The 21,612-nt window shown below is 63.1% G+C and carries 22 protein-coding genes; 13 read left to right on the top strand and 9 right to left on the bottom strand.

Features of this window, described 5'->3' with window-relative positions:
• Positions 1–135: 135 nt before the first annotated feature.
• The 4 genes from uvrB to ACVDG8_RS28490 all read left to right on the top strand — a co-directional run bounded on the left by uvrB (position 136) and on the right by ACVDG8_RS28490 (position 5,934).
• Positions 136–3,345 carry an excinuclease ABC subunit UvrB gene (gene uvrB / locus ACVDG8_RS28505; RefSeq protein WP_455707322.1) on the top strand — a complete coding sequence of 1,070 codons (3,210 nt, stop codon included), beginning with the start codon at positions 136–138 and terminating at the stop codon, positions 3,343–3,345.
• A 369-nt stretch (positions 3,346–3,714) separates the two neighbouring features.
• Positions 3,715–5,241, top strand: coding sequence for an ABC-F family ATP-binding cassette domain-containing protein (locus ACVDG8_RS28500; RefSeq protein ID WP_447251422.1), 1,527 nt, complete (start codon positions 3,715–3,717; stop codon positions 5,239–5,241).
• Positions 5,242–5,343: 102 nt separating this feature from the next.
• Entirely contained in the window at positions 5,344–5,652 is a 309-nt protein-coding gene (locus tag ACVDG8_RS28495) for a HigA family addiction module antitoxin (protein WP_447251421.1), read from the top strand.
• Between the two features lie 123 nt (positions 5,653–5,775).
• Positions 5,776–5,934 carry a hypothetical protein gene (locus ACVDG8_RS28490; RefSeq protein ID WP_447251420.1) on the top strand — a complete coding sequence of 53 codons (159 nt, stop codon included), beginning with the start codon at positions 5,776–5,778 and terminating at the stop codon, positions 5,932–5,934.
• Positions 5,935–6,000: 66 nt separating this feature from the next.
• Here the strand turns inward: ACVDG8_RS28490 and ACVDG8_RS28485 are convergent, their stop codons facing one another.
• Positions 6,001–6,615, bottom strand: coding sequence for a glutathione S-transferase family protein (locus ACVDG8_RS28485; protein WP_447251419.1), 615 nt, complete (start codon positions 6,613–6,615; stop codon positions 6,001–6,003).
• Between the two features lie 334 nt (positions 6,616–6,949).
• On the opposite strand from ACVDG8_RS28485, the gene ACVDG8_RS28480 reads away from it, so the two are divergent.
• Together ACVDG8_RS28480 and ACVDG8_RS28475 are read left to right on the top strand one after the other, a co-directional pair.
• Positions 6,950–7,366, top strand: coding sequence for a VOC family protein (locus ACVDG8_RS28480; protein WP_447251418.1), 417 nt, complete (start codon positions 6,950–6,952; stop codon positions 7,364–7,366).
• Between the two features lie 195 nt (positions 7,367–7,561).
• Positions 7,562–7,915: a DUF1428 domain-containing protein gene (locus ACVDG8_RS28475; RefSeq protein WP_447251417.1), complete on the top strand. Its 354-nt coding sequence runs from the start codon at positions 7,562–7,564 to the stop codon at positions 7,913–7,915.
• A gap of 269 nt (positions 7,916–8,184) precedes the next feature.
• Here ACVDG8_RS28475 and ACVDG8_RS28470 read toward each other — a convergent pair whose 3' ends face one another.
• Positions 8,185–9,819 carry a tetratricopeptide repeat-containing sulfotransferase family protein gene (locus ACVDG8_RS28470; RefSeq protein ID WP_447251416.1) on the bottom strand — a complete coding sequence of 545 codons (1,635 nt, stop codon included), beginning with the start codon at positions 9,817–9,819 and terminating at the stop codon, positions 8,185–8,187.
• 199 nt (positions 9,820–10,018) lie between these two features.
• Positions 10,019–10,426 carry a Kazal-type serine protease inhibitor family protein gene (locus ACVDG8_RS28465; protein WP_447251415.1) on the bottom strand — a complete coding sequence of 136 codons (408 nt, stop codon included), beginning with the start codon at positions 10,424–10,426 and terminating at the stop codon, positions 10,019–10,021.
• Between the two features lie 455 nt (positions 10,427–10,881).
• On the opposite strand from ACVDG8_RS28465, the gene ACVDG8_RS28460 reads away from it, so the two are divergent.
• The 3 genes from ACVDG8_RS28460 (at position 10,882) to ACVDG8_RS28450 (ending at position 12,158) form a co-directional block, all read left to right on the top strand.
• Positions 10,882–11,094: a cold-shock protein gene (locus ACVDG8_RS28460; RefSeq protein WP_140821513.1), complete on the top strand. Its 213-nt coding sequence runs from the start codon at positions 10,882–10,884 to the stop codon at positions 11,092–11,094.
• 235 nt (positions 11,095–11,329) lie between these two features.
• Positions 11,330–11,542 carry a cold-shock protein gene (locus tag ACVDG8_RS28455; RefSeq protein WP_006202521.1) on the top strand — a complete coding sequence of 71 codons (213 nt, stop codon included), beginning with the start codon at positions 11,330–11,332 and terminating at the stop codon, positions 11,540–11,542.
• 199 nt (positions 11,543–11,741) lie between these two features.
• Entirely contained in the window at positions 11,742–12,158 is a 417-nt protein-coding gene (locus ACVDG8_RS28450) for a BA14K family protein (RefSeq protein ID WP_447251414.1), read from the top strand.
• A 125-nt stretch (positions 12,159–12,283) separates the two neighbouring features.
• On the opposite strand, the gene ACVDG8_RS28445 is transcribed toward ACVDG8_RS28450, so the two are convergent.
• From ACVDG8_RS28445 to ACVDG8_RS28435, 3 genes are all read right to left on the bottom strand, one after another.
• Positions 12,284–12,925, bottom strand: a complete 642-nt coding sequence (locus ACVDG8_RS28445) for an MBL fold metallo-hydrolase (protein ID WP_447251413.1) — start codon at positions 12,923–12,925, stop codon at positions 12,284–12,286.
• Between the two features lie 130 nt (positions 12,926–13,055).
• Complete coding sequence (locus tag ACVDG8_RS28440) at positions 13,056–13,364, bottom strand: hypothetical protein (RefSeq protein ID WP_447251412.1); 309 nt, start codon at positions 13,362–13,364, stop codon at positions 13,056–13,058.
• Positions 13,365–13,508: 144 nt separating this feature from the next.
• Complete coding sequence (locus ACVDG8_RS28435) at positions 13,509–14,402, bottom strand: branched-chain amino acid aminotransferase (protein WP_447251411.1); 894 nt, start codon at positions 14,400–14,402, stop codon at positions 13,509–13,511.
• 259 nt (positions 14,403–14,661) lie between these two features.
• Between ACVDG8_RS28435 and ACVDG8_RS28430 the strand changes: the two genes are divergently transcribed.
• The 4 genes from ACVDG8_RS28430 (at position 14,662) to ACVDG8_RS28415 (ending at position 18,693) form a co-directional block, all read left to right on the top strand.
• Positions 14,662–15,195, top strand: coding sequence for a MarR family winged helix-turn-helix transcriptional regulator (locus ACVDG8_RS28430; protein ID WP_447251410.1), 534 nt, complete (start codon positions 14,662–14,664; stop codon positions 15,193–15,195).
• A complete protein-coding gene (locus ACVDG8_RS28425; RefSeq protein ID WP_371009039.1) occupies positions 15,182–15,901 on the top strand; it encodes a response regulator in 720 nt (239 codons plus the stop codon). Before ACVDG8_RS28430 ends, ACVDG8_RS28425 begins: the two co-directional genes overlap by 14 nt.
• A gap of 100 nt (positions 15,902–16,001) precedes the next feature.
• Positions 16,002–17,417 (top strand): ATP-binding protein, encoded by a 1,416-nt coding sequence (locus ACVDG8_RS28420; protein WP_455707321.1) that lies wholly within the window; start codon positions 16,002–16,004, stop codon positions 17,415–17,417.
• A 253-nt stretch (positions 17,418–17,670) separates the two neighbouring features.
• Positions 17,671–18,693, top strand: coding sequence for a glycosyltransferase family 4 protein (locus ACVDG8_RS28415; RefSeq protein ID WP_447251408.1), 1,023 nt, complete (start codon positions 17,671–17,673; stop codon positions 18,691–18,693).
• A gap of 20 nt (positions 18,694–18,713) precedes the next feature.
• On the opposite strand, the gene ACVDG8_RS28410 is transcribed toward ACVDG8_RS28415, so the two are convergent.
• The 3 genes from ACVDG8_RS28410 to ACVDG8_RS28400 all read right to left on the bottom strand — a co-directional run bounded on the left by ACVDG8_RS28410 (position 18,714) and on the right by ACVDG8_RS28400 (position 21,504).
• Positions 18,714–19,763, bottom strand: coding sequence for a LacI family DNA-binding transcriptional regulator (locus ACVDG8_RS28410; RefSeq protein WP_447251407.1), 1,050 nt, complete (start codon positions 19,761–19,763; stop codon positions 18,714–18,716).
• 120 nt (positions 19,764–19,883) lie between these two features.
• Complete coding sequence (locus ACVDG8_RS28405) at positions 19,884–20,723, bottom strand: ABC transporter permease (protein WP_447251406.1); 840 nt, start codon at positions 20,721–20,723, stop codon at positions 19,884–19,886.
• Positions 20,716–21,504, bottom strand: a complete 789-nt coding sequence (locus ACVDG8_RS28400; protein ID WP_447251405.1) for an ABC transporter ATP-binding protein — start codon at positions 21,502–21,504, stop codon at positions 20,716–20,718. Before ACVDG8_RS28400 ends, ACVDG8_RS28405 begins: the two co-directional genes overlap by 8 nt.
• Between the last annotated feature and the right edge of the window lie 108 nt (positions 21,505–21,612).

The raw sequence follows: 21,612 nt of genomic DNA, 5'->3' as shown, positions 1-21,612 counted from the left end.
CGATGCCGCGCTGCCTTGACAAGGCGCCGGCGGTGACGCCTCTCCTGACAGCCTTCTGTCAGCAGCATCGGCTGCCGCTGCCGGGCCTTTCACTCCGCTCTTTCCATTTTGGCCGAGTCCACCCATATTCGGCTCATGGCCAAACGTCCTGACAACAAAACGCCTTCGCCGGCGCAAGATGGCGCGCCGAAACGGCGCAGCCCACTGACCGAATTCCTCGACGCCGCCGAGCCACTTGATCCCGGTGGTTTTGCCGAAGCGCCGCAAGCCGGCTTTTCCGGTGCGGCGCTCACCGGTTCGATCGCCGATTGGGCCGGGCAGATCGAGCGCGAGGCGGAAAAGCAGCCGAAGCCGAAGACCCCGAAGAAGATCCCCGAGCGCTCCGCAGCGCCGGGCCGTACCGCGCGCGGCACCTCGATGGGCGGCGCGGCGACGGCGCGCGAACGCACGGCAGCCGGCCTCAATCCTGTCGCCGGCCTTGACGTCTCGCTGGAAGAAGCCGAGACGATGACATCGAGCGGTGTGACCGCAACGGTCGCCGCTCTTTCCGCACTGATCGAATCCGGCAATCCGCTGCACAAAGATGGGGTGCTGTGGACGCCGCACCGCCCTGCCCGGCCGGAAAAATCCGAAGGCGGCATCGCCATCAAGATGGTGTCGGATTTCGAGCCGGCCGGCGACCAGCCGACCGCCATCAAGGACTTGGTCGAAGGTGTCGACAACAACGACCGTACCCAGGTGCTGCTCGGCGTCACCGGCTCCGGCAAAACCTTCACCATGGCCAAGGTGATCGAGGAGACGCAACGCCCCGCCTTGATCCTGGCGCCCAACAAGACGCTTGCCGCGCAGCTCTATTCCGAGTTCAAAAAATTCTTCCCCGACAACGCGGTGGAATATTTCGTCTCCTATTACGACTATTACCAGCCGGAGGCCTACGTCCCGCGCACCGACACCTTCATCGAGAAGGAATCCTCGATCAACGAGCAGATCGACCGCATGCGCCACTCGGCGACGCGCTCGCTGCTCGAGCGCGACGACGTCATCATCGTCGCCTCGGTGTCCTGCATCTACGGTATCGGTTCGGTCGAGACCTATACGGCCATGACCTTCCAGATGCAGATCGGCGATCGCTTGGACCAGCGCGCGCTGCTCGCCGACCTCGTCGCCCAGCAGTACAAACGCCAGGACATCAATTTCGTGCGCGGCTCGTTCCGCGTGCGCGGCGACACGATCGAGATCTTCCCGGCCCACCTTGAGGACCGCGCCTGGCGCATCTCGATGTTCGGCGACGAGATCGAGCAGATCACCGAATTCGACCCGCTGACCGGCCAGAAGACCGGCGAGCTCAAAAGCGTCAAGATCTACGCCAACTCCCACTATGTGACGCCGCGCCCGACGCTCAACCAGGCGATCAAGTCGATCAAGGAAGAGCTCAAGCAGCGTCTGGTGGAACTGGAGCGCGCCGGCCGCCTGCTGGAAGCGCAACGGCTGGAACAGCGCTGCCGCTTCGATCTGGAGATGCTGGAAGCCACCGGCTCCTGCGCTGGTATTGAAAACTATTCGCGCTATCTCACGGGACGCCAGCCGGGCGATCCGCCGCCGACCTTGTTCGAATACATTCCCGACAACGCGCTGGTCTTCATCGACGAAAGCCACGTCACCGTGCCGCAGATCGGCGGCATGTATCGCGGCGACTTCCGGCGTAAGGCGACGCTGGCCGAATATGGCTTCCGCCTGCCCTCCTGCATGGACAACCGGCCGCTGCGTTTCGAGGAATGGGACGCCATGCGCCCGCTTTCGGTCGCGGTTTCGGCCACGCCCGGCGCCTGGGAGATGGAGCAGGCCGGCGGCGTCTTTGCCGAGCAGGTCATCCGCCCGACCGGGCTGATCGATCCACCGGTCGAGGTGCGTCCGGCCAAGAGTCAGGTCGACGACGTCGTCGGCGAGATCCGCGACACGACCAAGGCCGGCTACCGCACGCTGGTCACCGTGCTCACCAAGCGCATGGCCGAGGACCTTACCGAATACCTGCATGAGAACGGCATCCGCGTCCGCTACATGCACTCCGACATCGACACGCTGGAGCGCATTGAGATCCTGCGCGACCTGCGTCTCGGCGCCTTCGACGTGCTGGTCGGCATCAACCTACTGCGCGAGGGCCTCGACATTCCCGAATGCGGCTTCGTCGCCATCCTCGACGCCGACAAGGAAGGGTTCCTGCGTTCCGAAACCTCGCTGATCCAGACCATCGGCCGCGCCGCCCGCAACGTCGACGGCAAGGTCATCCTCTATGCCGACCAGGTCACCGGCTCGATGGAGCGGGCGATGGCGGAGACCAACCGCCGCCGCGAGAAGCAGATGGAGTGGAACGCGGCCAACGGCATCACCCCGGAATCGGTCAAGTCGCGCATCTCCGACATTTTGGATTCGGTCTACGAAAAGGACCATGTCCGCGCCGACATCTCGCAGTTCACCGACGGCGCCGGCGCCATGATGGGCAACAATCTGAAGGCCCATCTCGAAGCGCTCGACAAGCAGATGCGCGACGCCGCCGCCAATCTCGATTTCGAGAAGGCAGCCCGCGTCCGCGACGAGATCAAGCGGCTGCGCGAGATGGAGCTGTCGATCTCCGACGATCCGCTGGCGCGCGAAGTGGAAGGCCAGAGTCCCGCATCGGGCCGCGAAAAGGGCAAACACAACAAGGGCGTGGCCAAGCACCGCACGGTCGAGGAACAGGAGCGTTTCCGCAAGTTCGAGGAAGCACGCGCGGCCGAAGAGGCGGCCAAGGCCGCCCGGCCCAATCTCTTCCGCAAGCCGGAGCTCGACGAGATGGGCGCCGACGGCACTGTCCCCGTGAAGAAGCCGCTGTTTGCCAAGCCGTCGATCGACGACATGGGTCCCGGCACCGATATGCCGACGCCGGCCGGCGCGGTGTCGCGTTCGCTGTTCAAGAAGCAGTCGGCCCAGGAGGCGCATGGTTCCGATTTCGGCATCCCGGGCGAGGCCACCAAACCGCTGTTCAATAAGAACTCGCTCGACGAGATGACGGTTCGCCGCACCGAGAAGCCGGTAGAAGGAAAAGTGCCGGCCAAGCCGCAGCCGATCTCCCCCAGGTGGGGGAGATGCCCGGCAGGGCAGGCGCGAAGGAACGCGACGACAAACCGGTTGTGCGTCAACGCGCCGGCATCGGCTCCTACGAGGATCCGGGTGATGCGCGCCGTCAAAAGCGTCGACCAGGCAAGACTGGCAGGCCGGGGCAGTAGCGCCCTCTCCTTCCCCCCTTGTGGGAGAAGGTGGATCGGCGCGTCAGCGCCGAGACGGATGAGGGGTGTTCCAGCGAAGTGAGACGTTGGCTTTCCCTGGAGCACCCTCATCCGACCGCTTCGCGGCCACCTTCTCCCACAAGGGGAGAAGGGAAGTGCTCCACCGTTGCCGCCTTGCCATCATCCCCGCCTTTGGTGTAATCCCACCCCACACTCGAACGTCTTGAAAGGAGGGCTCACGTGTTTACGTTTTTTCGTCACCATCGTCAGCGTGGCCCGATTTCTGCCCTGCGAGTTCGCTTGCAGGGCTGACCAGGGACGGTCCGGGGTTTTCCCGCTTCGCGATTTTTTGGTCTGCCCTTCGTGGTGCCGCTAAGCCGAGCCTGATGGCCAGCAAGCGCACCGTCAAAGTGCACCCGGAGTTGCTTCCGGCAAGACCAGAGAAATCCAAATGGCCCTGATCAGCCTCAAATCCCTCGGCGTCGCCATGAGTGCGCCGCTTTTCTCCAACCTCGACCTCACTATTGGCGCCGGCGACCGGCTCGGCCTCGTTGCGGCCAATGGCCGGGGCAAATCCACGCTTCTCAAATGCCTGGCCGGTGAATTCGAACCCACCACCGGCGACATCACCCGGTCGCGCGGCCTGCGTGTCGGCCATGTCGAGCAATCCGTCGCCGAGGCGCTGCTTGACCGCAACTTCCACCAGGCGGTTGCAGATGCAATGCCGCCCGAGCAGCGCGACAGCGAACTGTGGCGTGTCGACGTAGTGCTGGATTCGCTCGACGTGCCGGAGGACATGCGCGAGCGCAAAATGGGCGCCTTGAGCGGCGGCTGGCAGCGATTGGCGCTGATCGCCCGTGTCTGGGTCACCGATCCGGATGTGCTCCTGCTCGACGAGCCGACCAACCATCTCGATCTCGCCAAGATCAGCCAGTTGGAAAGCTGGCTCAACGCACTGCCGCGCGAGGTGCCGGTGGTCATCGCCAGCCATGACCGCGCCTTTCTCGACGCCGTCACCAACCGCACCCTGTTCCTGCGCCCGGAAGAATCGCCGGTGTTTGCCTTGCCCTATTCGCGGGCGAGAGAGGCCCTCGACGAACTGGACGCCTCGATGGCGCGCAAGTTCGAGCGCGACATGAAGGCCGCCCAGCAGCTGCGCAAGCAGGCGGCCAAGCTCAACAACATCGGCATCAATTCCGGCAGCGACCTTTTGACGGTGAAGACCAGGCAGCTCAAGGAGCGGGCCGATAAGCTCGAGGATGCCGCCGTGCAGGCGCATCGCGAACGCTCGGCCGGAGCGATCCGGCTGGCGAACCGCGGCACACACGCCAAGGTGCTGATCACGCTGGAGGATGCGGCGGTGGAAACGCCCGACGGCACGCTGCTGTTCAGGACCGGCAAGCGCCACATCTGCCAGGACGACCGCATCGTCCTGCTCGGCCGCAACGGCGTCGGCAAATCGCGCTTCATCGCGATGATCCGCAACGCCATCGCCGAGCCCGGCACGGTGCCGAATGTCAAGGTGACGCCGTCGACGGTGCTTGGCTACAGCGACCAGGCGCTGTCGGGCATCAGTGGCGACGATACCCCACTGGCAATGGTCTCGCGGCGCTTCGAGGTCGGCGAGCAGCGCGCTCGCTCGCTGCTCGCCGGCGCCGGCGTTGCCATCGAGATGCAGGAGAAAAAGATCGGCGCCTTGTCGGGTGGACAGAAGGCGAGGCTGATGATGCTGGTGCTCCGGCTCATCCATCCCAACTTCTACCTGCTCGACGAACCGACCAACCATCTCGACATCGATGGCCAGGAAGCGCTGGAAGCCGAATTGCTGAAGCACCAGGCAAGCTGCCTGCTCGCTTCGCATGACCGTTCCTTCATCCGCACGGTCGGCAACCGCTTCTGGCTGATCGAGAAACGGAAGCTGACCGAAGTCGAGGACCCGGAGGACTTTTTCCGCGAGGTGGCTGAAGCGGGCGGCTGAAGGCGGAGGATCGATACTCTCAATCGACCAGTAAATTATTTGCTTACATCCCTTGATTTCGAGCAATATCACTGAGGCGGCCAGATTGGAGAAGTTCGACTTATGAACGTGCACAAGCCGACGCGTCCGATCGAGCGTTGTCCCTCCCACCCGGGAGCGCTGCTTGAGGACATCATCCCGGCAACTGGAAAGACCAAGGTGGAAATTGCAAATCTGCTCGGAATCTCCCGGCAGCAGCTCTATGACATCATCCGCGAAAAGAAGCCGGTTTCGCCGACAGTGGCCGCCCGCCTTGGGAAGCTGTTCGGCGATGGCGCCGCGGTCTGGCTTCGGATGCAGGCGGCTTTCGACGCCTGGCACGCCGAGCGTGAAGTTGATGTTTCAGCTATTCCGACACTCAAGGTTGCCTAGGCCTCGTTCTGGGTTGAATCCGGCGCCGTAACAAAAATTCCGCCGCCCTGTCGGATTGCTTGAACCCGCCGCGTCCTTGGAATGCCGACACGATGATGCCGGCATCAACCAGGGAGAATGACCATGTCGGTACTGTCATCCATCAACCGCATCGCAGCCCGCTATGCGGCGGCCCGCGCTCGCCAGCGTGGCGAACGCATCCTGCTCTCGCTGCCGGCCGCGCTGCGCAAGGATATCGGCTTTCCGGAAATCTTCGACGTGCGGAAGGATCCTGGTGTCTGATATGCGCCCGAACCAGCGCAGCCGGGAGACCGCCACTGACGGCGGCCGCCAAGAGGCGACCGCCAGTCAGTCATGCGTATCGCCCGAAGGCGGCGTCGCCAGCATCGAGGCGCGCTTTTCGAAAGCCTCGAACCAGCGCGTCAGCCGCGCACGCGAGCGAAAACTCGGCAAATGACGGAACGCCATCCACGATAGCGTGGTGGCCAACGCAATGTGCCCAACATGAAGCGGCGCTTCATCGTCCAGCGTGCTTTCGATCCAGTCATAGCTCGCCTCGATCTTTTCCCGATATCCGTCGGCAAGAGCCACGTAGCGCAATTCTTCGGGTCTTCTTTCGGTCTCCCAGCGCAAGGCAATTCCCGTCTGCGCCAACCCTTGAGCGACTGATTGCAGACGCAGCGCCTGCCAGCGCGCCTCACCGTCCTGCGGCAACAGCCTGCGGCCGTCATGCAGCGTGTCGAAATAGGCGCAGATGACGTCGGAATCGAAGATCGGCGCCGCACCGGGCCGCAACAGCACCGGCACTTTACCGAGCGGGTTTTCGGCATAGACGCGGGCGTTGCGCAAGGTCGGGCTGGTCTCATGGTGGATGACCTCGAGCCGATCGGCAATGCCGACCTCAAGGGCAAAGACAAGCGCCTTGCGCGCGAAAGGCGAGTGCGTCTGGTAGTAGAGGATCATCGTCGTCTCGCACCGTTGGAGGAGAGCAGCATGGTCCGCTTGTTACCCCGCCAGGCGCGAGAATTGCGCTCTGATTGAGCAGCGTCGACGCAAGTTCATTTCGTGGCTTTCGTGACCGCGCAGGCCTTTAGAGCAATTCCAGGAAAAGCGTGAGCGGTTTTCCGTCCGGAATTGCGTCAAAACAAAGAGATAGAGCGGTTCGCCGTTTCCTTGAAACGGTGAAACGCTCGGCGAGTCCGGCTTCCAAAAAATTCGCGGGCGGTGTAGGATTGCCGCCGCCTCGTTCGTCCTCTGGATCGCAAGGTCCAATCAACCCGTGAAGAGGAACATGCCGATGAACGACCAAACCCCACCCCGGGCGCAAGTGCTTGGCGGATTGACCCCTTATCTGCAGCTGGACGGCGCCTTCAAGGCCGCCGAATTCTACAAGAAGGCCTTCGGCGCCGAGCAGGTGTTCTTCTACCCGCCCGATGACCAGGGCCGCACCATGCACATCCATCTGCACATCAACGGCTCGACTTTGATGATTTCGGATTTCTATCCCGAGAACGGGATGCCCGCCGTCAAGCCGCAGGGCTACACCATGCAGCTCCATCTCGGTAGCGACGACATCGCCACCTGGTGGCAGCGCGCCGTCGATGCCGGCTGCGAGGTCGCGGTGCCGCTCCAGGTCATGTTCTGGGGTGACCAGTGGGGCAACATGCGCGATCCCTTCGGCGTCGAATGGGCGATGAACGCGCCGGTAAAGTAAGGCTGAGCCTTTACCTCTCCCCCTTGTGGGAGAGGTCGGATTGCCCCGAATTGCCCTTCGCAATTCGGTTGGCAATCCGGGTGGGGGTAACCTGGCGCCAAGCTGGAGCACCCCTCATCCGTCTCGGCGCTGCGCGCCGATCCACCTTCTCCCGCAAGGGGAGAAGGGAAGAGCGCCGCCACCAAGGAGAACCGCATGTCCTATGTCGATGGTTTCGTGCTTGCCGTGCCAAAGGCAAGTCTCGATGACTACAAGAAACTGGCTAACCTCGCTGGGCCCATATGGATGGAACATGGTGCGCTCGCTTATGTCGAATGTGTCGGCGACGACGTGCCCTATGGCGACCTGACCTCGTTCCCGCGCGCCGTTCAGGCCAAGGAAGACGAGATCGTCGTCTTCGCGTGGGTTGTCTATGAATCGAGGCAGAGCCGCGATGCGGTCATGGCCAAGGTGATGGCCGATGAGCGTCTCAAGATGGACTGGTCTGCAATGCCGTTCGACGGCAAGCGCATGATCTTCGGCGGCTTCCAGCCGTTCATCCAGCTTTGAGCAATTGGCGCGACACCAGAGTTGGCAGGTCGTAAGCCTTTGAGATTGGCCGAAACGCTCGTGAGGTCGTCATCCTAGGGCGGAGCAAGGAGCGAAGCGACGCGGCGCAGTTACCCATAAGCGTCGCGGCGGTGCAGAAAGATCTCTGTTCTGCGCCGTCTCTACTTTTCGCGCGAGGCCACGGCATGGATCCTCGGGTCTGCGCGTCCGCTTCGCTCCCGCTCCGCTCGTGGATGACGAAGTTCGGGCGCTTCGACTAATCCGGCGTACTAACCCAGCCTATCCAGCAGCGGCTTCAGCCGGTCACCATAGCGCTTCCACAGATCGACCGAGCCCTGATACATCGGCTGGCGCACCTGCGCTGCCGATGCCGTGCGCACCGGGCGGTCGGTCTCGTGGAACGACAGCACCTTGTCGTCCCAGGGCAGGTCGAGATGCGCCATCAGCGCCCTCGTCTGACCTTCCTGGTCGGCGACGAAATCCTCATAGCGCACGTCGTGCACGACGCCCGGCAGCACCTTGTGCCAATGCGCCATGATGTCGGTGTAGAGGTTGTGGAAGTCCGCGAGCTCGCCGAGCTCGTAGCCGTAGCGATGGCTGTCGCCGCGGAAATGCACCTTGAAGATCGACAGACACGTGGCGGCGGCATCGCGCGCGCAATGGATGATCTTGGCCTTCGGCAACATCATGTGCAGGAAGCCGATCAGCATGAAGTTGCCCGGCATCTTGTCGGTGACATGGGGCAAGCCCGGATAGCGGGAATGCAGCATGTCGAGATAGGCCAGGCCGGCTTCGGCAAAGGCTTTGTCCGGCATGTCGGCAACGCCCCACGGAAAGCCGCCTTCCATGCTCATCGGAAACTGCTTGCCGACGGCGGTCTTGAGAAGGGTCAACTCGCCGGCGCCGAAGACCTGCGGATGGCTGGCGATGATCTGCTCGACCAGCGTCGTGCCGGAACGCGGCATGCCGACGACGAAGATCGGTGTGTCGTCGGCAATGTCGCTCGGCTTGTGCTTCTCGAAGAAGGCCGCGTCGAACACCGCCTTCATCGCCTGAAACTCGTCGCGCGTGCGGACCGGATCGTAGTCGATGCTTTGGCGGCGGATGGCGTTGCCCTCGGCGAAATAGTCGAAGGCGCGGCCATAGTCCTTGAGGTCGTCATTGGCTTTGCCGAGGCCGAAGGACAGCTGCATGCGCGCGAGACTGCCTTGCGGCGCCTTGGCATGCTCGGCCTCCATGCCGGAAAGCTCCTTGTCGCGCTCGCTCTGGCGCTTGACCTGCGTCAGCAGCAGCCACGCCTTCGCCATGGGCGGCGCGATCGTCACCGCCTGGCGGGCGAGATCGGTGGCTTCGTCGAGCTTGCCCCGCTCCATCATGGCGACGCTTAAGCCATAGAGCAGCTCGGCGTCCTTCGGCCGGATCGACAAGGACTCGCGGAACAGGGCGATCGCCTCGTCGAGGCGCCCGGCTTCCTGCAGCGTTTCGGCAAGGCCGATACGCGCACGGACATGAAACGGATTGCGGCCGATGGTGCCGCGATAAATCTCCTCGGCGGCGTCGAACTGGCCGAGTTGCTTCAAGGACGAGCCGAGATTGTCGCGCGCGGCCAACTGGTCCGGCTTCATATCCACCGCGCCACGGAAGAAATCGACGGCGGCGGCGATGCGACCGAGGTCGCGCATGACGGTGCCCGTATTGTTGAGAAAATCGGCATTCCTGGGCTGCAGCGCCACCGACTGCTCGATGAGATCGAGCCCCTCCTCGCTGCGGCCGGTCTGATGCAGCAGCAGCCCGAGGAAGTGCAGCGCGGCGGCATGGTTCGCCTGCTGCGCCAGCACCTGCCGGTAGAGCGCCTCGGCCTCCTGGCGTCGCCCGGCCTGATGCAGTTGCAGTGCCCTCTGCACATACGGATCGAGGGCGCTCGCCGCAGAACCTGGCTTGCCGCCCGCGTTTGCCGCTCTTCTTTGATCTCTGTTAATGGGAAACCTGCCGCGTTTGTTGGTCCGCCGGACCTAAGCCATACCGGCGGCAGATTCAAGAGATTGCGTCAGCTCGGCCTCCCGGCAGCGCAAGCCGCGTCCCGCCGGACATGAGATCCGATCATCAGCACGGCCCGTCGCCGACGATGCGATAGTCGGCGGCCCGAGCCTCGCAGGCATTCGGGAAGGTGCGCTCTTGTCCATCGCGCCTGGCGCAGACCGGAGCGTATTCGCGCGTGCAGAATGTCTGCTCGCCGCCGCCTCCACCACCACCGCCATTGTCGCGGCATGGGCCGTCGCGCACGATGCGGTAGCCTGCCCTGTCGGCCAGGCAGGCATTGGCGAAGGTCTGGCGGTCGTCGCCTCGGCGCGCGCAGACCGGCTCATATTCCCTGGTGCAGAATTGCCGCTCCGGTCTCGGCGGGCGCGGCCGTGGTCCATCGTCGCCAACGACCGTACAGGCTGACAGCAGCGCGGATAGAAGCAGGGCGACAAGACCCTGTCGCCAGGCAATCGCCGCAAGAAGCCGCATATCTTCCTCCCCGATCCACGGCAAAAGATGCCGTCTCGAGACGATCCTCGCTATTCCCACCGCGAAAGCAAGCCAAGCCCGCCACGTGCCGGCAAAACCGTTGCGCCGAAGGGTTCAAGCTGGCCTATGCCTGATCCGTCTCTGGCCGATGACCTGTCGCGGTGTCGGGTCTATCGAGGCCCGGCGTTGGACGCGCAGCTGGCCGTCTGCGGCCGCTATCTTGCAACCTTCACGTTTCCGTGTAATAAATTTCCCCGTTCGGGCATTTGCGACCCGGAGAGCGGAACGTTTTGGACGACCTTTCCCCGATAAGTGTGAATCTCTGACAGCCCCGTTTTTCGGCGGGGGGTTTTGACCATGCGCGAATGCATGACCGCCGAAGCAACCACCGGGAATTGCCTGAGGCGCGAGGCAGCGGGCAAACCACAAGACTGACGGGTGAAGGAGTTTCCCCAATGGCCCAGACTGGCACCGTAAAGTTCTTCAACGCCACCAAAGGCTTCGGCTTTATCACGCCCGATGGCGGCGCGAAGGACGTGTTCGTCCACATTTCCGCGATCGAGGCATCTGGCCTGCGCACGCTCGTCGACGGCCAGAAGGTTACCTTCGACGTCGAGCCGGACCGCATGGGCAAGGGCCCGAAGGCGGTCAACCTGCGCGCCGGCTGATCATCGGCGCCACTTGTCGATGCGGATTGAATGATGCGGCAGGATCGTGAACCGGCATCATGGCAGGCCTGAAATTTCGAAGGCGCGACGGAAACGTCGCGCCTTTTTCATTCGGCAAAGCGCGGATTGGCGGCCGAAAACTTTCTCTTGCCGATAGCGCTAAAATAAAGGACAAATTTCCTGTCGGGCAATTTGCCGGCCCGAGACTGACTTGATGGGATCAAAGGAGCTTCCCATGCCGCAGACCGGCACCGTCAAATTCTTCAACCATGCCAAAGGCTTCGGCTTCATCACGCCGGATGATGGCGCGAAGGATGTCTTCGTCCACATCTCGGCTGTGCAGGCGTCGGGCCTCCCCGGTCTTGAGGATGGGCAGAAAGTGACATTCGACACCGAGCCGGACAAGCGCGGCAAGGGTCCGAAGGCCGTCAATCTGTCGATCGGCTAGGCCGGCTCACGACAGATTCGGCTAAGGTTAAGTCAGGCGGGCAGCTCCCCGCCCGGTAATGGGCTGTGCCCAAGCCGAAAAATCGTTTTGGCGGAATTTCGTTCAGCCTCCGTTCAGCCACGGTCCTCTATTAATCTTTGCTAAAGCCGGGCCGTATCCCCTGAGACAATGCGCGGGCCGGTGCGTAAGGAGACCGAAAATGAACAGAATTCTCAAGACCGCCATTTTGAGCGTTGGCATTGCCGCGACCACTTTGGCAACCTTCTCGGCGGCCAATGCCGATGACTGGGGCTGGCGCCATCGCCATCACGGCGGCCATGGCGGCGATGCTCTCGCCGCCGGCGTCGTCGGCCTTGCGGCCGGCGCCCTGATCGGCAGCGCGCTCAGCAATCCCGGGCCGCGCTATTACGATCAGGCCGAGGACGACGGCTATTATGACCGGCCCGTGCGCCGCTACTACGTGCAGCAGCCGCGCGTCGTCTATGCCGATCGCTACGCCGAGCCGTGGACCCGCGGCTGGTACGAGTATTGCTCGGACCGCTACCGGAGCTTCAACTCGCGGACCGGCACGTTCACCGGCAATGACGGGGACCAGCATTTCTGCGTCGCCAACTAAGCAGAAGCAATTCCAGGAAAAGTGTGGAGCGGTTTTCCGTCCGGAATTGAGTCAAAACAAACTGGGTTCCCTGCCCTGAGAAAGCGCCGCTCTCGAGCGGCGCTTTTGTTTTGCGCACGCTAAGATCAGGTCAGGAACGGATTGGTCCGGCGCTCGTCGCCGAAACGGCTGCCGGGGCCATGGCCGCAGATGAAGCCGATGTCGTCGCCAAGCGGCAGCAGCTTTTGCTTGATCGAGGCAATCAGCGCCGCGTGGTCGCCGCCAGGCAGGTCGGTGCGGCCGACCGAGCCGCGAAACAGCACGTCGCCGACATGGGCGAACTTTGCCGCGCGGTTGTAATAGACGACGTGGCCCGGCGCATGTCCCGGACAATGCAGCACCTCGAACTGATGCTGGCCGAACGACACCGTCTCGCCTTCGCTTAGGAAACGGTCCGGCACGCAGTTGCGCACTGGATCGGTTAGACCGAAGCGCTTGGCCTGGTTCTCGAGATTGGCAAGCAGCGGCTTGTCGGCCTCGTGCGGACCGATGATGTCGATGCCGAGCGCATCCTTGAGCTCCATCGCGCCGCCAGCATGGTCGATATGTCCGTGCGTGATCCAGATCGCGCCGGCGGTGATCGCATTGTCCTTCAACGCCTTGAGCACCTGGTCGATATCGCCGCCGGGATCGACGACGACGCCGGTCTTGTCATCCATGTCGAACAGGATGGTGCAGTTCTGCTGGAACGGCGTGACCGGCACGATGCCGGCATTGAGCTGACCCATGGCTTTCCCTTCGAAGCGTCGCCCGGACACGCTCTAGACGGCTCGGCGACCGTCGTCCACCATCGGCGGAAGCTCGAAACGAAAATGGGCGGCCAAAGCCGCCCATTGGAAAGCCCGAAATTAACCGAGCCTATTTCTTCATCGCGTTCATGACCGCGCCGATTACACCGGCCAGGATGGCACCACCACCGACGCCGCCGAGCAGGTTCTTCAGGTCGAGCGCGCTGCCGATTCCACCCGCGGCTGCCGCCGCGTCGGCACCACCGCCACCGAGCAAGCTGCCGAGGATAGCCGCACCACCGACGCCGCCGATGGCGCCGCCGAGTACCTTGGTGAGCTGACCCATCGCGGCCTGCTTCAGCGCAACCCCGATAGCCTGGCCGCCGACAACACCCGCAATTACCTGTACAACGATCTGAATAATCGTGTTCGTGTCCATGTAACTAGTCCCTCCATAGCCGCCAGCCTCCTGCGGCCGACGTCATCATGAGACGCCGAATTGTCGAAAGTCAAATGCACAGATGCTGAAATAAAAGGGGCGGCTCGAAAACCGCCCCTAATGCAAAAAAAGCTGTGACTTTCGCTATTCGGCAGCAATCGCCTGCTTTGGTTGCACCGCGGCAGAATAATCGTTCATCAAGGTCTTGGCGATTTCGCCGACCTCGAATCGGTAGGGGCCGATCTCCGAGACCGGAGTGACTTCGGCGGCCGTGCCGGTGAGGAAGCACTGCTCGAAACCTTCGAGCTCCTCCGGCATGATGGCGCGCTCGATCACCTCCAGACCACGGTCCTTCGCCAGGCCGATGACGGTGCGGCGGGTGATGCCGTCGAGGAAGCAGTCGGGCGTCGGCGTATGGATCTTGCCGTCCTTGACGAAGAAGATGTTGGCGCCGGTGGCTTCCGCAACCTGGCCGCGCCAGTCGAGCATCATGGCGTCCGCATAGCCCTTGGCCTCGGCGGCGTGCTTGGACAGCGTGCAGATCATGTAGAGGCCGGCCGCCTTCGACTTGGACGGCGCGGTGCGCGGGTCCGGACGGCGCCACTCGGCGACATCGAGACGGATGCCCTTGAGCTTCTGTGCCGGGTCGAAATAGCTCGGCCACTGCCAGATCGCGACGGCGCAATTGATACGGTTGTTCTGTGCCGCAACGCCCATCTGCTCGCTGCCGCGCCAGGCGATCGGACGCACATAGGCGTCCTGGAATCCCTGCTTCTTCAGGAGCGTGCGGCAGGCGTCATCGAGATCGGCGACCGGATAGGGTATCTTGAAGCCCAGCAGCCGCGCCGATTCATGCAGGCGCTCATTGTGCTCGGTCAGCTTGAAGATCTGGCCGCCATAGGCGCGCTCGCCCTCGAAGACGGCGCTGGCATAGTGCAGGCCATGGGTCAGCACATGGATCTTGGCGTCCGTCCATTTGACGAACTCGCCATTCATCCAGATAAAGCCATCCAACTGGTCAAAAGGAACGGATGCCATGGAAACCTCCCGCGGGTGGCTGCCCGCATATCGTTGTGTCATCTAGCGTTTGTCTCGGCCGCGCAGTCTCTCGAACGCCAGCCTCTGCCCGAAAAAATAGGCGGATATTTGTGGCATGGCAAACTCAGGAAGTTCCGGAAAAACGGCTCCCCCTTGCCTTTTCGTTCGCAATCCGGCGAAAAGCTTGTCAAAAATTATCATTGCCGGGAAATTACGTCAATAGTACTGACATAATTTCCCGTTTGGCATTGGAGACAAGATGACGGATCGAAGCGCCGCAGCCGGAAAACCGATAAAGACGGCGATCTCCGACGAAGACGGCATCGACTTTGCCATTATCGAATTGTTTTTCTTCGCTTATCGCGATTTCACGTCCGATCCCGATCAGATCCTCGCCGATTACGGCTTCGGCCGCGCCCACCACCGGGTGCTGCACTTCGTCAACCGCAGGCCGGGGCTCACCGTTGCCGAATTGCTCGATGTGCTGAAGATCACCAAGCAGAGCCTGGCGCGGGTGCTGAAGCAATTGATCGATACCGACCACATCGTCCAGCTGCAGGGCCCGCGCGACCGCCGCCAGCGCGAGCTCTACCCGACGGCCAAGGGCCGCGCGCTGGCGCTGGCGCTGGCGCGGCCACAGTCGCGCCGCATCCGTGCTGCATTGGAGGATTCCGGAGCCATGGAGCGCGCCACGATCGAACGATTCCTGGAAGCGATGGTCAATCCGGAACTAAGAGCGCAGATCGACATTGTGCCTGCGCAAACATCGGGGAAGAACCATGGAGACCATTGAGAAGGTCGATAACCCTGCCGCGCCCGATGATGACGCGCCGCATCTGTTGGTGGTCGACGACGACACACGCATCCGCAACCTTTTGAAGCAGTATTTGTCCGAAAACGGCTTTCGCGTCACGGTCGCCGGCAATTCCGGAGAGGCCAGGCGAAAGCTCGCCGGCCTCGATTTCGATCTTCTGGTGCTCGACGTCATGATGCCGGGCGAGACCGGTGTCGACCTTACAAAGGCGTTGCGGGCCGAGAAGAACGTGCCGATCCTGATGCTGACCGCGCTGTCCGAAACCGACAGCCGCATCACCGGCCTTGAAGCTGGCGCCGACGACTATTTGCCAAAGCCTTTCGATCCGCGCGAGCTGATCTTGCGCATCAACAACATCCTGCGCCGCGGCGGTCCGTCGGCGACGCCGAAGGTCGAGCAACTGGTGTTCGGCCCCTACACCTTCCAGATCGCCAAACGCGAATTGAAGCGCGGCGGCGAGGCACTGAAGCTGACCGACCGCGAGCAGGAAATCCTGGCGATCTTTGCCGCGCGGGCCGGCGAGACGATACCGCGCCACGAGTTGGTCGGCGACGAATCCGACGTCGGCGAGCGCACCATCGATGTCCAGATCAACCGGCTGCGCCGCAAGATCGAGCGCGATCCGTCCAATCCTGTCTGGCTGCAGACGGTGCGCGGTATTGGGTATCGGCTCAGCGTGGAATAAACTATCTCCCGAAGGCCTCGAGCATGATCCCGAAAAGTGGGAACCGGTTTTCGGAAAAGACCATGCTCCAACCGAATGGCCATCGACGAGCAAAGGGCGAATGGCGACCACGCAATTTGAACAGCCTGAAGGAGGCGGCCTCGGCGATCTGGCGATCCGGACGCTGAGGGCAATGCCGCGCGCCTGGAACCGGTTCTGGCGCCTGGTCGCGCTTTACATGCCGAAGCGGCTCTATGCCCGCTCGCTGATCATCGTCATTGCGCCGATGATCCTCCTGCAGTCGGTCGTGGCCTTCGTCTTCATGGAACGTCACTGGCAAACGGTCACCCAGCGCCTGTCGCAGGCGACCATCGCGGACATAGCCGCCGTCATCGACATGATGGAGACTTATCCGCACGACGCCGATTACGCCAACATCATCCGCATCGCCCAGGATCGCATGCAGCTGAAGGTGGATCTGCTGCCGCCCGATCCGCTGCCGCCGCCCGGCCCCAAACCGTTCTTCTCGATCCTCGACGAGGCGTTGTCGTCGGAGATCACCAAGCAGATCAACCGCCCGTTCTGGATCGACACCGTCGGCAACTCCAACGTCGTCGAGGTCCGCGTCCAGCTTGAAGGCAAGGTGCTGCGCGTCTTCGTGCGCCGTAGCCAGGCCTATGCCTCGAACACCCACATCTTCCTGATCTGGATGGTCGGCACCTCGCTGGTGCTGCTGATGATCGCCATTCCCTTCCTGCGCAACCAGATAAGGCCGATCCTGACGCTCGCCGAGGCCGCCGAGAGTTTCGGCAAGGGCCGGCCGATGCCGCGCGATTTCCGCCCGCGCGGCGCCGAGGAGGTGCGTCGCGCCGGCTTCGCCTTCATCCAGATGCGTGAGCGCATCGAGCGCCAGATCGAGCAGCGCACCGCGATGCTGACCGGCGTCAGCCACGATCTGAGAACCATCCTCACCCGCTTCAAGTTGCAGCTGGCGCTGGCCGGCGGCAAGACCGAGACCAAGGCCGCGCTCAACCAGGACATCGACGACATGCAGTCGATGCTGGAAGGCTATCTCGCTGTTGCCCGCGGCGAAGCCGCGGAAGACGCCGGCCGCTTCGACCTGGAAACCTATTTCCAGAAGCTTGGCGAGGAAGCGCAGCTGCGCAAGTGCAAGCTGACGACGACGCTGACCGGCGACCCGACCGTGCATGTGCGGCCGAACGCCTTCGCCCGGCTGTTGTCCAACGTCATCGGCAACGCCTTCCGTTATGCCAAGACGGTGGAAGTCCACGCCAACCACAGTCGCGGTTCGCTCATCGTCACCATCGAGGACGACGGTCCAGGCATCGCGCCGGACAAGCGCGAGGAAGTGTTCAAGCCGTTCCTGCGGCTCGATGAAGCGCGCAACCTCGATGCCAGCGGCACGGGGCTCGGCCTGTCGATCGCGCGCGACATCGCCCGCAGCCATGGCGGTGACATCAACCTGGAAGACAGCCCGCTTGGCGGCTTGCGCGCGGTGATCAAGGTGCCTGCCTGAACCGGAGCATGATCCCGCAAAGTGGAAGCCGGTTTGCGGACAAGATCATGCTCAACTCAAAGTGCAGGCTTCATCCGCCCGTCATGAAATCATGATCAAGAGCGCGCATGAAGCGCGCGTCTCTCATCGATTCGGCCTTGCCGCCCCGCTTCGATCCCGTGCCTTTCCGGGTGCGCTGGAGCGAAGCGCAAGCGGCTGCCTGGTCGCCATTCCGGCACCGTGCCGTCGCGCTTGATTTCGGCAAAGGGTCGCCATGCGCATCCTGATGGTCACCGATGCATGGCGGCCGCAGGTTAATGGCGTGGTGCACACGCTGGAGCGGCTTACCGAGGCGCTGAAGCCCTTCGACGTCGAGCTCGATTTCCTGACGCCCAACCTCTTTCGCACTTTGCCGATGCCGACCTATCCCGACATCCGTCTGGCGCTGACCACGCCTGGCCGCGTCGCGCGGCTGATCGAGACGCGCAAGGCCGATCATATCCACATCGTCACCGAAGGGCCGCTCGGCATCATGGCGCGCCGCTGTTGCCGCAAGGCTGGCCGCCCCTTCACCACCAGCTACCATACGCGCTTTCCCGAATATCTCAGCGCCCGCTTGCCGGTCCCGGAAAGCTGGGCCTACAGCTGGCTGCGCGACTTCCACAATTCCGGACAGGGCACGCTTGTCGCCACGCAATCGCTGGCCGACGACCTCGCGGCACGCGGCTTCAACAAGCTGCGCCCATGGACGCGCGGCGTCGACATAGAGCATTTCCACCCGGACAAGCGCAAGCAGACGAGCTTCCCGCACCCGGTCTTCCTCAGCGTCGGCCGCGTTGCGATCGAAAAGAACCTCACCGCCTTTCTCGATCTCGACCTGCCTGGCAGCAAGGTGATCGTCGGTGAAGGCCCGGAACTGGCCAGGCTCAAGGCACGTTATCCGAACGCGCATTTCCTTGGCCACCGCCCGAACGACGAACTGGCCGATATCTACGCCTCGGCCGACGTCTTCGTCTTCCCGAGCCGCACCGACACCTTCGGCAACGTCATCACCGAGGCTCTGGCCAGCGGCACGCCGGTGGCCGCCTTTCCGGTGACCGGACCGATCGACATCGTCGGCGACGGTATCGGCGGAGCGGTGTCCAATGACCTGCGCGAAGCCGCCCTCAAGGCGCTTGAGGTCGACCGCGCCGAGGCACGCCAGCGCGCGATGCGCTACAGCTGGAAGGCCTGCGCGGAAATGTTTCTCGACGCGGTCGACGAGGCGCTGGGGCTGCCGCGCGAGCTGGCCGCCTGAAATTCGGGGCCGGACGTGACCTATGGTCGGGGAGCTATTCTCGCCACCGAATCGCGTATTCGCACCGACGTCTGGAAATAGGTGCTGGATGGCGGCTTCTCGCGGACGCCGGTCCGGAAAAGCAGCAGTTCGGCCGCGGCGCGGCCCATCTCCACTCCCGGCTGGGCCACGCTGGACAGCGACGGCAGCAGGAATTCGGCCGCCGAAATATCGTCGAAGCCGGTGATGCTGAGCCGGCCGGGAATGGCGATGTCGCTCTCGCGGCAGTAGCGCATCACCCCCATGGCCATGAGGTCGTTGGCGCTCAGGATCGCCGTTGGCCAATTCTCCTTGGGGCCGGCGAGAAGCCGGCTTGCCGCGAGATAGCCGGACCGCTCGCTATAGTCGCCGGTGACATAAGGCACCATATCGGGGTCCAGCCCCGCTGCGGCGATGGACTCGCGAAAACCCGCCAGCCGCTGCTCGCTGGTCCAGAGCCGGGGCGGTCCGCCGACGATGCCGAGGCGGCGATGGCCGCAGTCCAGCACGTGGCGGGCGATCGCGCGGGCGCCGGCCAGATTGTTGGAGCTGACGAACGGCACGTCTATCCCGGGCAGCACCTCGTCGACGAAGACGACCAGCCCTGCCCTGGCAAGCTCGAGCAGCGAGGGGCTGGGCAAGCCGGAGCCGCTCAGATAGATGACGCCCCCCAGGCGCTGCGTGCGCAGGATGCGCGCGAAATACTCCTCCCGTTCGGTCTTCGACCAGGTCGCGCACAGCACGAGCAGAATGTCGTTGTTGCCGATGCCGCGCTGCACGCCCTCGGCCACGGCGGCGAAGAATGGATTCTGCAAATCGGGGACGACGAAGCCGATCGAGGAGATCCGGCCGTGCTTGAGGCTGCGCGCCGCATTGTTGGGCTCGAAGCCGAGCTCCGCGATCAGCCGCAGCACATGGCGCTTCGTCTCCTCGGCAACCTGCCCGCGGTCGTTTATCACGGCGCTGACGGTGCCGATCGAAACGCCCGCCTCCCGCGCAACGTCCCGGATCGTCGGGCGGCCGTTGCGAGGGGCTTTGGTGCCGAAAGTCATGTCCGACGGGTGTCCTGGCTCTGGAGCTGTTCACGTTTCACGGAGACGCCGAACCGCTCCATGTCTCTGTTCTCGCGCAATTCGGGGCCGATCACCGTTTCACATCTTTCCCCGAATGTTCTAGCTCCGGGTCAAGGTGCCGGGCGACGGATCTCGCCAGTAAGTTCGCGACCAGGCACGCGCTTTCGAAGACGATTTCCAAGGGGTTAACAGATACTCCGCCAGCACGACAAGTAGAAAGCTGACGACGCCGAGCACGGCCAGGAAGGCGATCGCGGAGAATGTTCCGGCGGTGTTCAGCCGCGAATTCGCCTGCAGCAGGTAGGCGCCAAGGCCGCCGCTGGTCGAAGCGGTCCATTCCGCGATTACGGCGCCGGTGACGCTGAACGTTGCCGAAAGCTTCAGAGCGGAAAACAAAGGCGAATAGGTCGCCGGCAGCTTGACGTGCCTGAAGGTGCTCATTTTCGACGCGCCCATGGAGCGCACCAGGTTGAGCACGTCTCGGTCGACCGAAGCCAGGCCGTCGAGAACATTGACTACCACCGGGAAGAAGACGACCAGCGCCACGATGACCAGCTTGGGCGCCAGACCGAAACCCAGCCAGATCGTCAACGCCGCCGAGATGGCGACGACCGGGATTGCCTGGCTGGCGATCAGCACCGGATAGAGCACGCCCCGCACCGAGCCCGAGGCATCCATCAGAACCGCGAAGACGAAGCCCGAGCCTGCGCCGAAGATGAAGCCGAGCAGGAATTCGAAGAAGGTGATGCCGAAGCCGTTGAGCAGCGCCTGCCAGTCGGACTGGATGTGCGTCCACACCTGCATGGGCGATGGCATCACGTAGCGCGGGATCTCGAAGGCCGAGACCAGGAAGGCCCACAGCGCTACGACGAGCACGAGCGCGACCACCGGATAGGCCACCTGCATGACCGCGTTGCGCGAGATCTGGCCATTAGCCATGGGCGGCCTCCATTTCGAACGGATTGGTGGTGACGCCATCGGAATAGATCAGGTCGAGTATGTGCGCCTTGAGCTTGCTGAACTCCGGGCTGGTCAGGCAGGACATCGGCCGCGGGCGTTCGATGGGCACGGGAAGGATCTCCCTTATGCGGCCTGGCCTCGGCGTCATGACTACGACGCGGTCGGCCAGCAACACCGCCTCGTCGATGTCATGGGTCACGAAAACGATGGTGCGCTTTTCCTGCGCCCACACGCTGAGCAGCCATTGCTGCATCGACAGCCGCGTCTGCGAATCCAGCGCCCCGAACGGCTCGTCCAGCAGCATCACGTCGTGGTGCATAGCCAGCGTGCGCATGAGCGCCACGCGCTGGCGCATGCCGCCGGAAAGCGCGGAAGGATAGTGGTTGATGAAATCGCCAAGGCCGTAGCGCCGCGCCAACGAAACCCCTTCGGCGCGTTCGGCCTTGCTGGCGCCACCCCTGAGGATGGCGCCCAGCACGATATTGTCGATGACCGTGCGCCAGGGCAGCAGCAGATCCTTCTGAAGCATGTAGCCGACATGGCCGGCGCGGCCGGTGACATCCTTGCCCTCGATCTTAACCTTGCCTTCGGTCGGATTGAGAACGCCGGCGATTATGTTGAACATCGTGCTCTTGCCGCAGCCCGAAGGGCCGACGACCGACACGAACCCGCCAGGTTGGATATCGAGGTTGGTGGGAGCCAACGCCTGGGTTTCTCCAAAGCGCTGGGAAATGTTCTGGAGCGAAAGCTTGGCCGTCATCGGTTTCCGATCCTAGGGCAATTCCGGGAAAAGCGCGTAACGGCTTTTCGTCCGGAATTGCGTAAAAACAAAAAGGCAGGACGTTTCACCGTTTCCATGAACGTGAAC

It is taken from the genome of Mesorhizobium sp. ORM8.1 (genome assembly GCF_053005525.2).
Note: the sequence above shows the minus strand (reverse complement) of the source record. Positions and strands in the feature narration are given on the sequence as shown.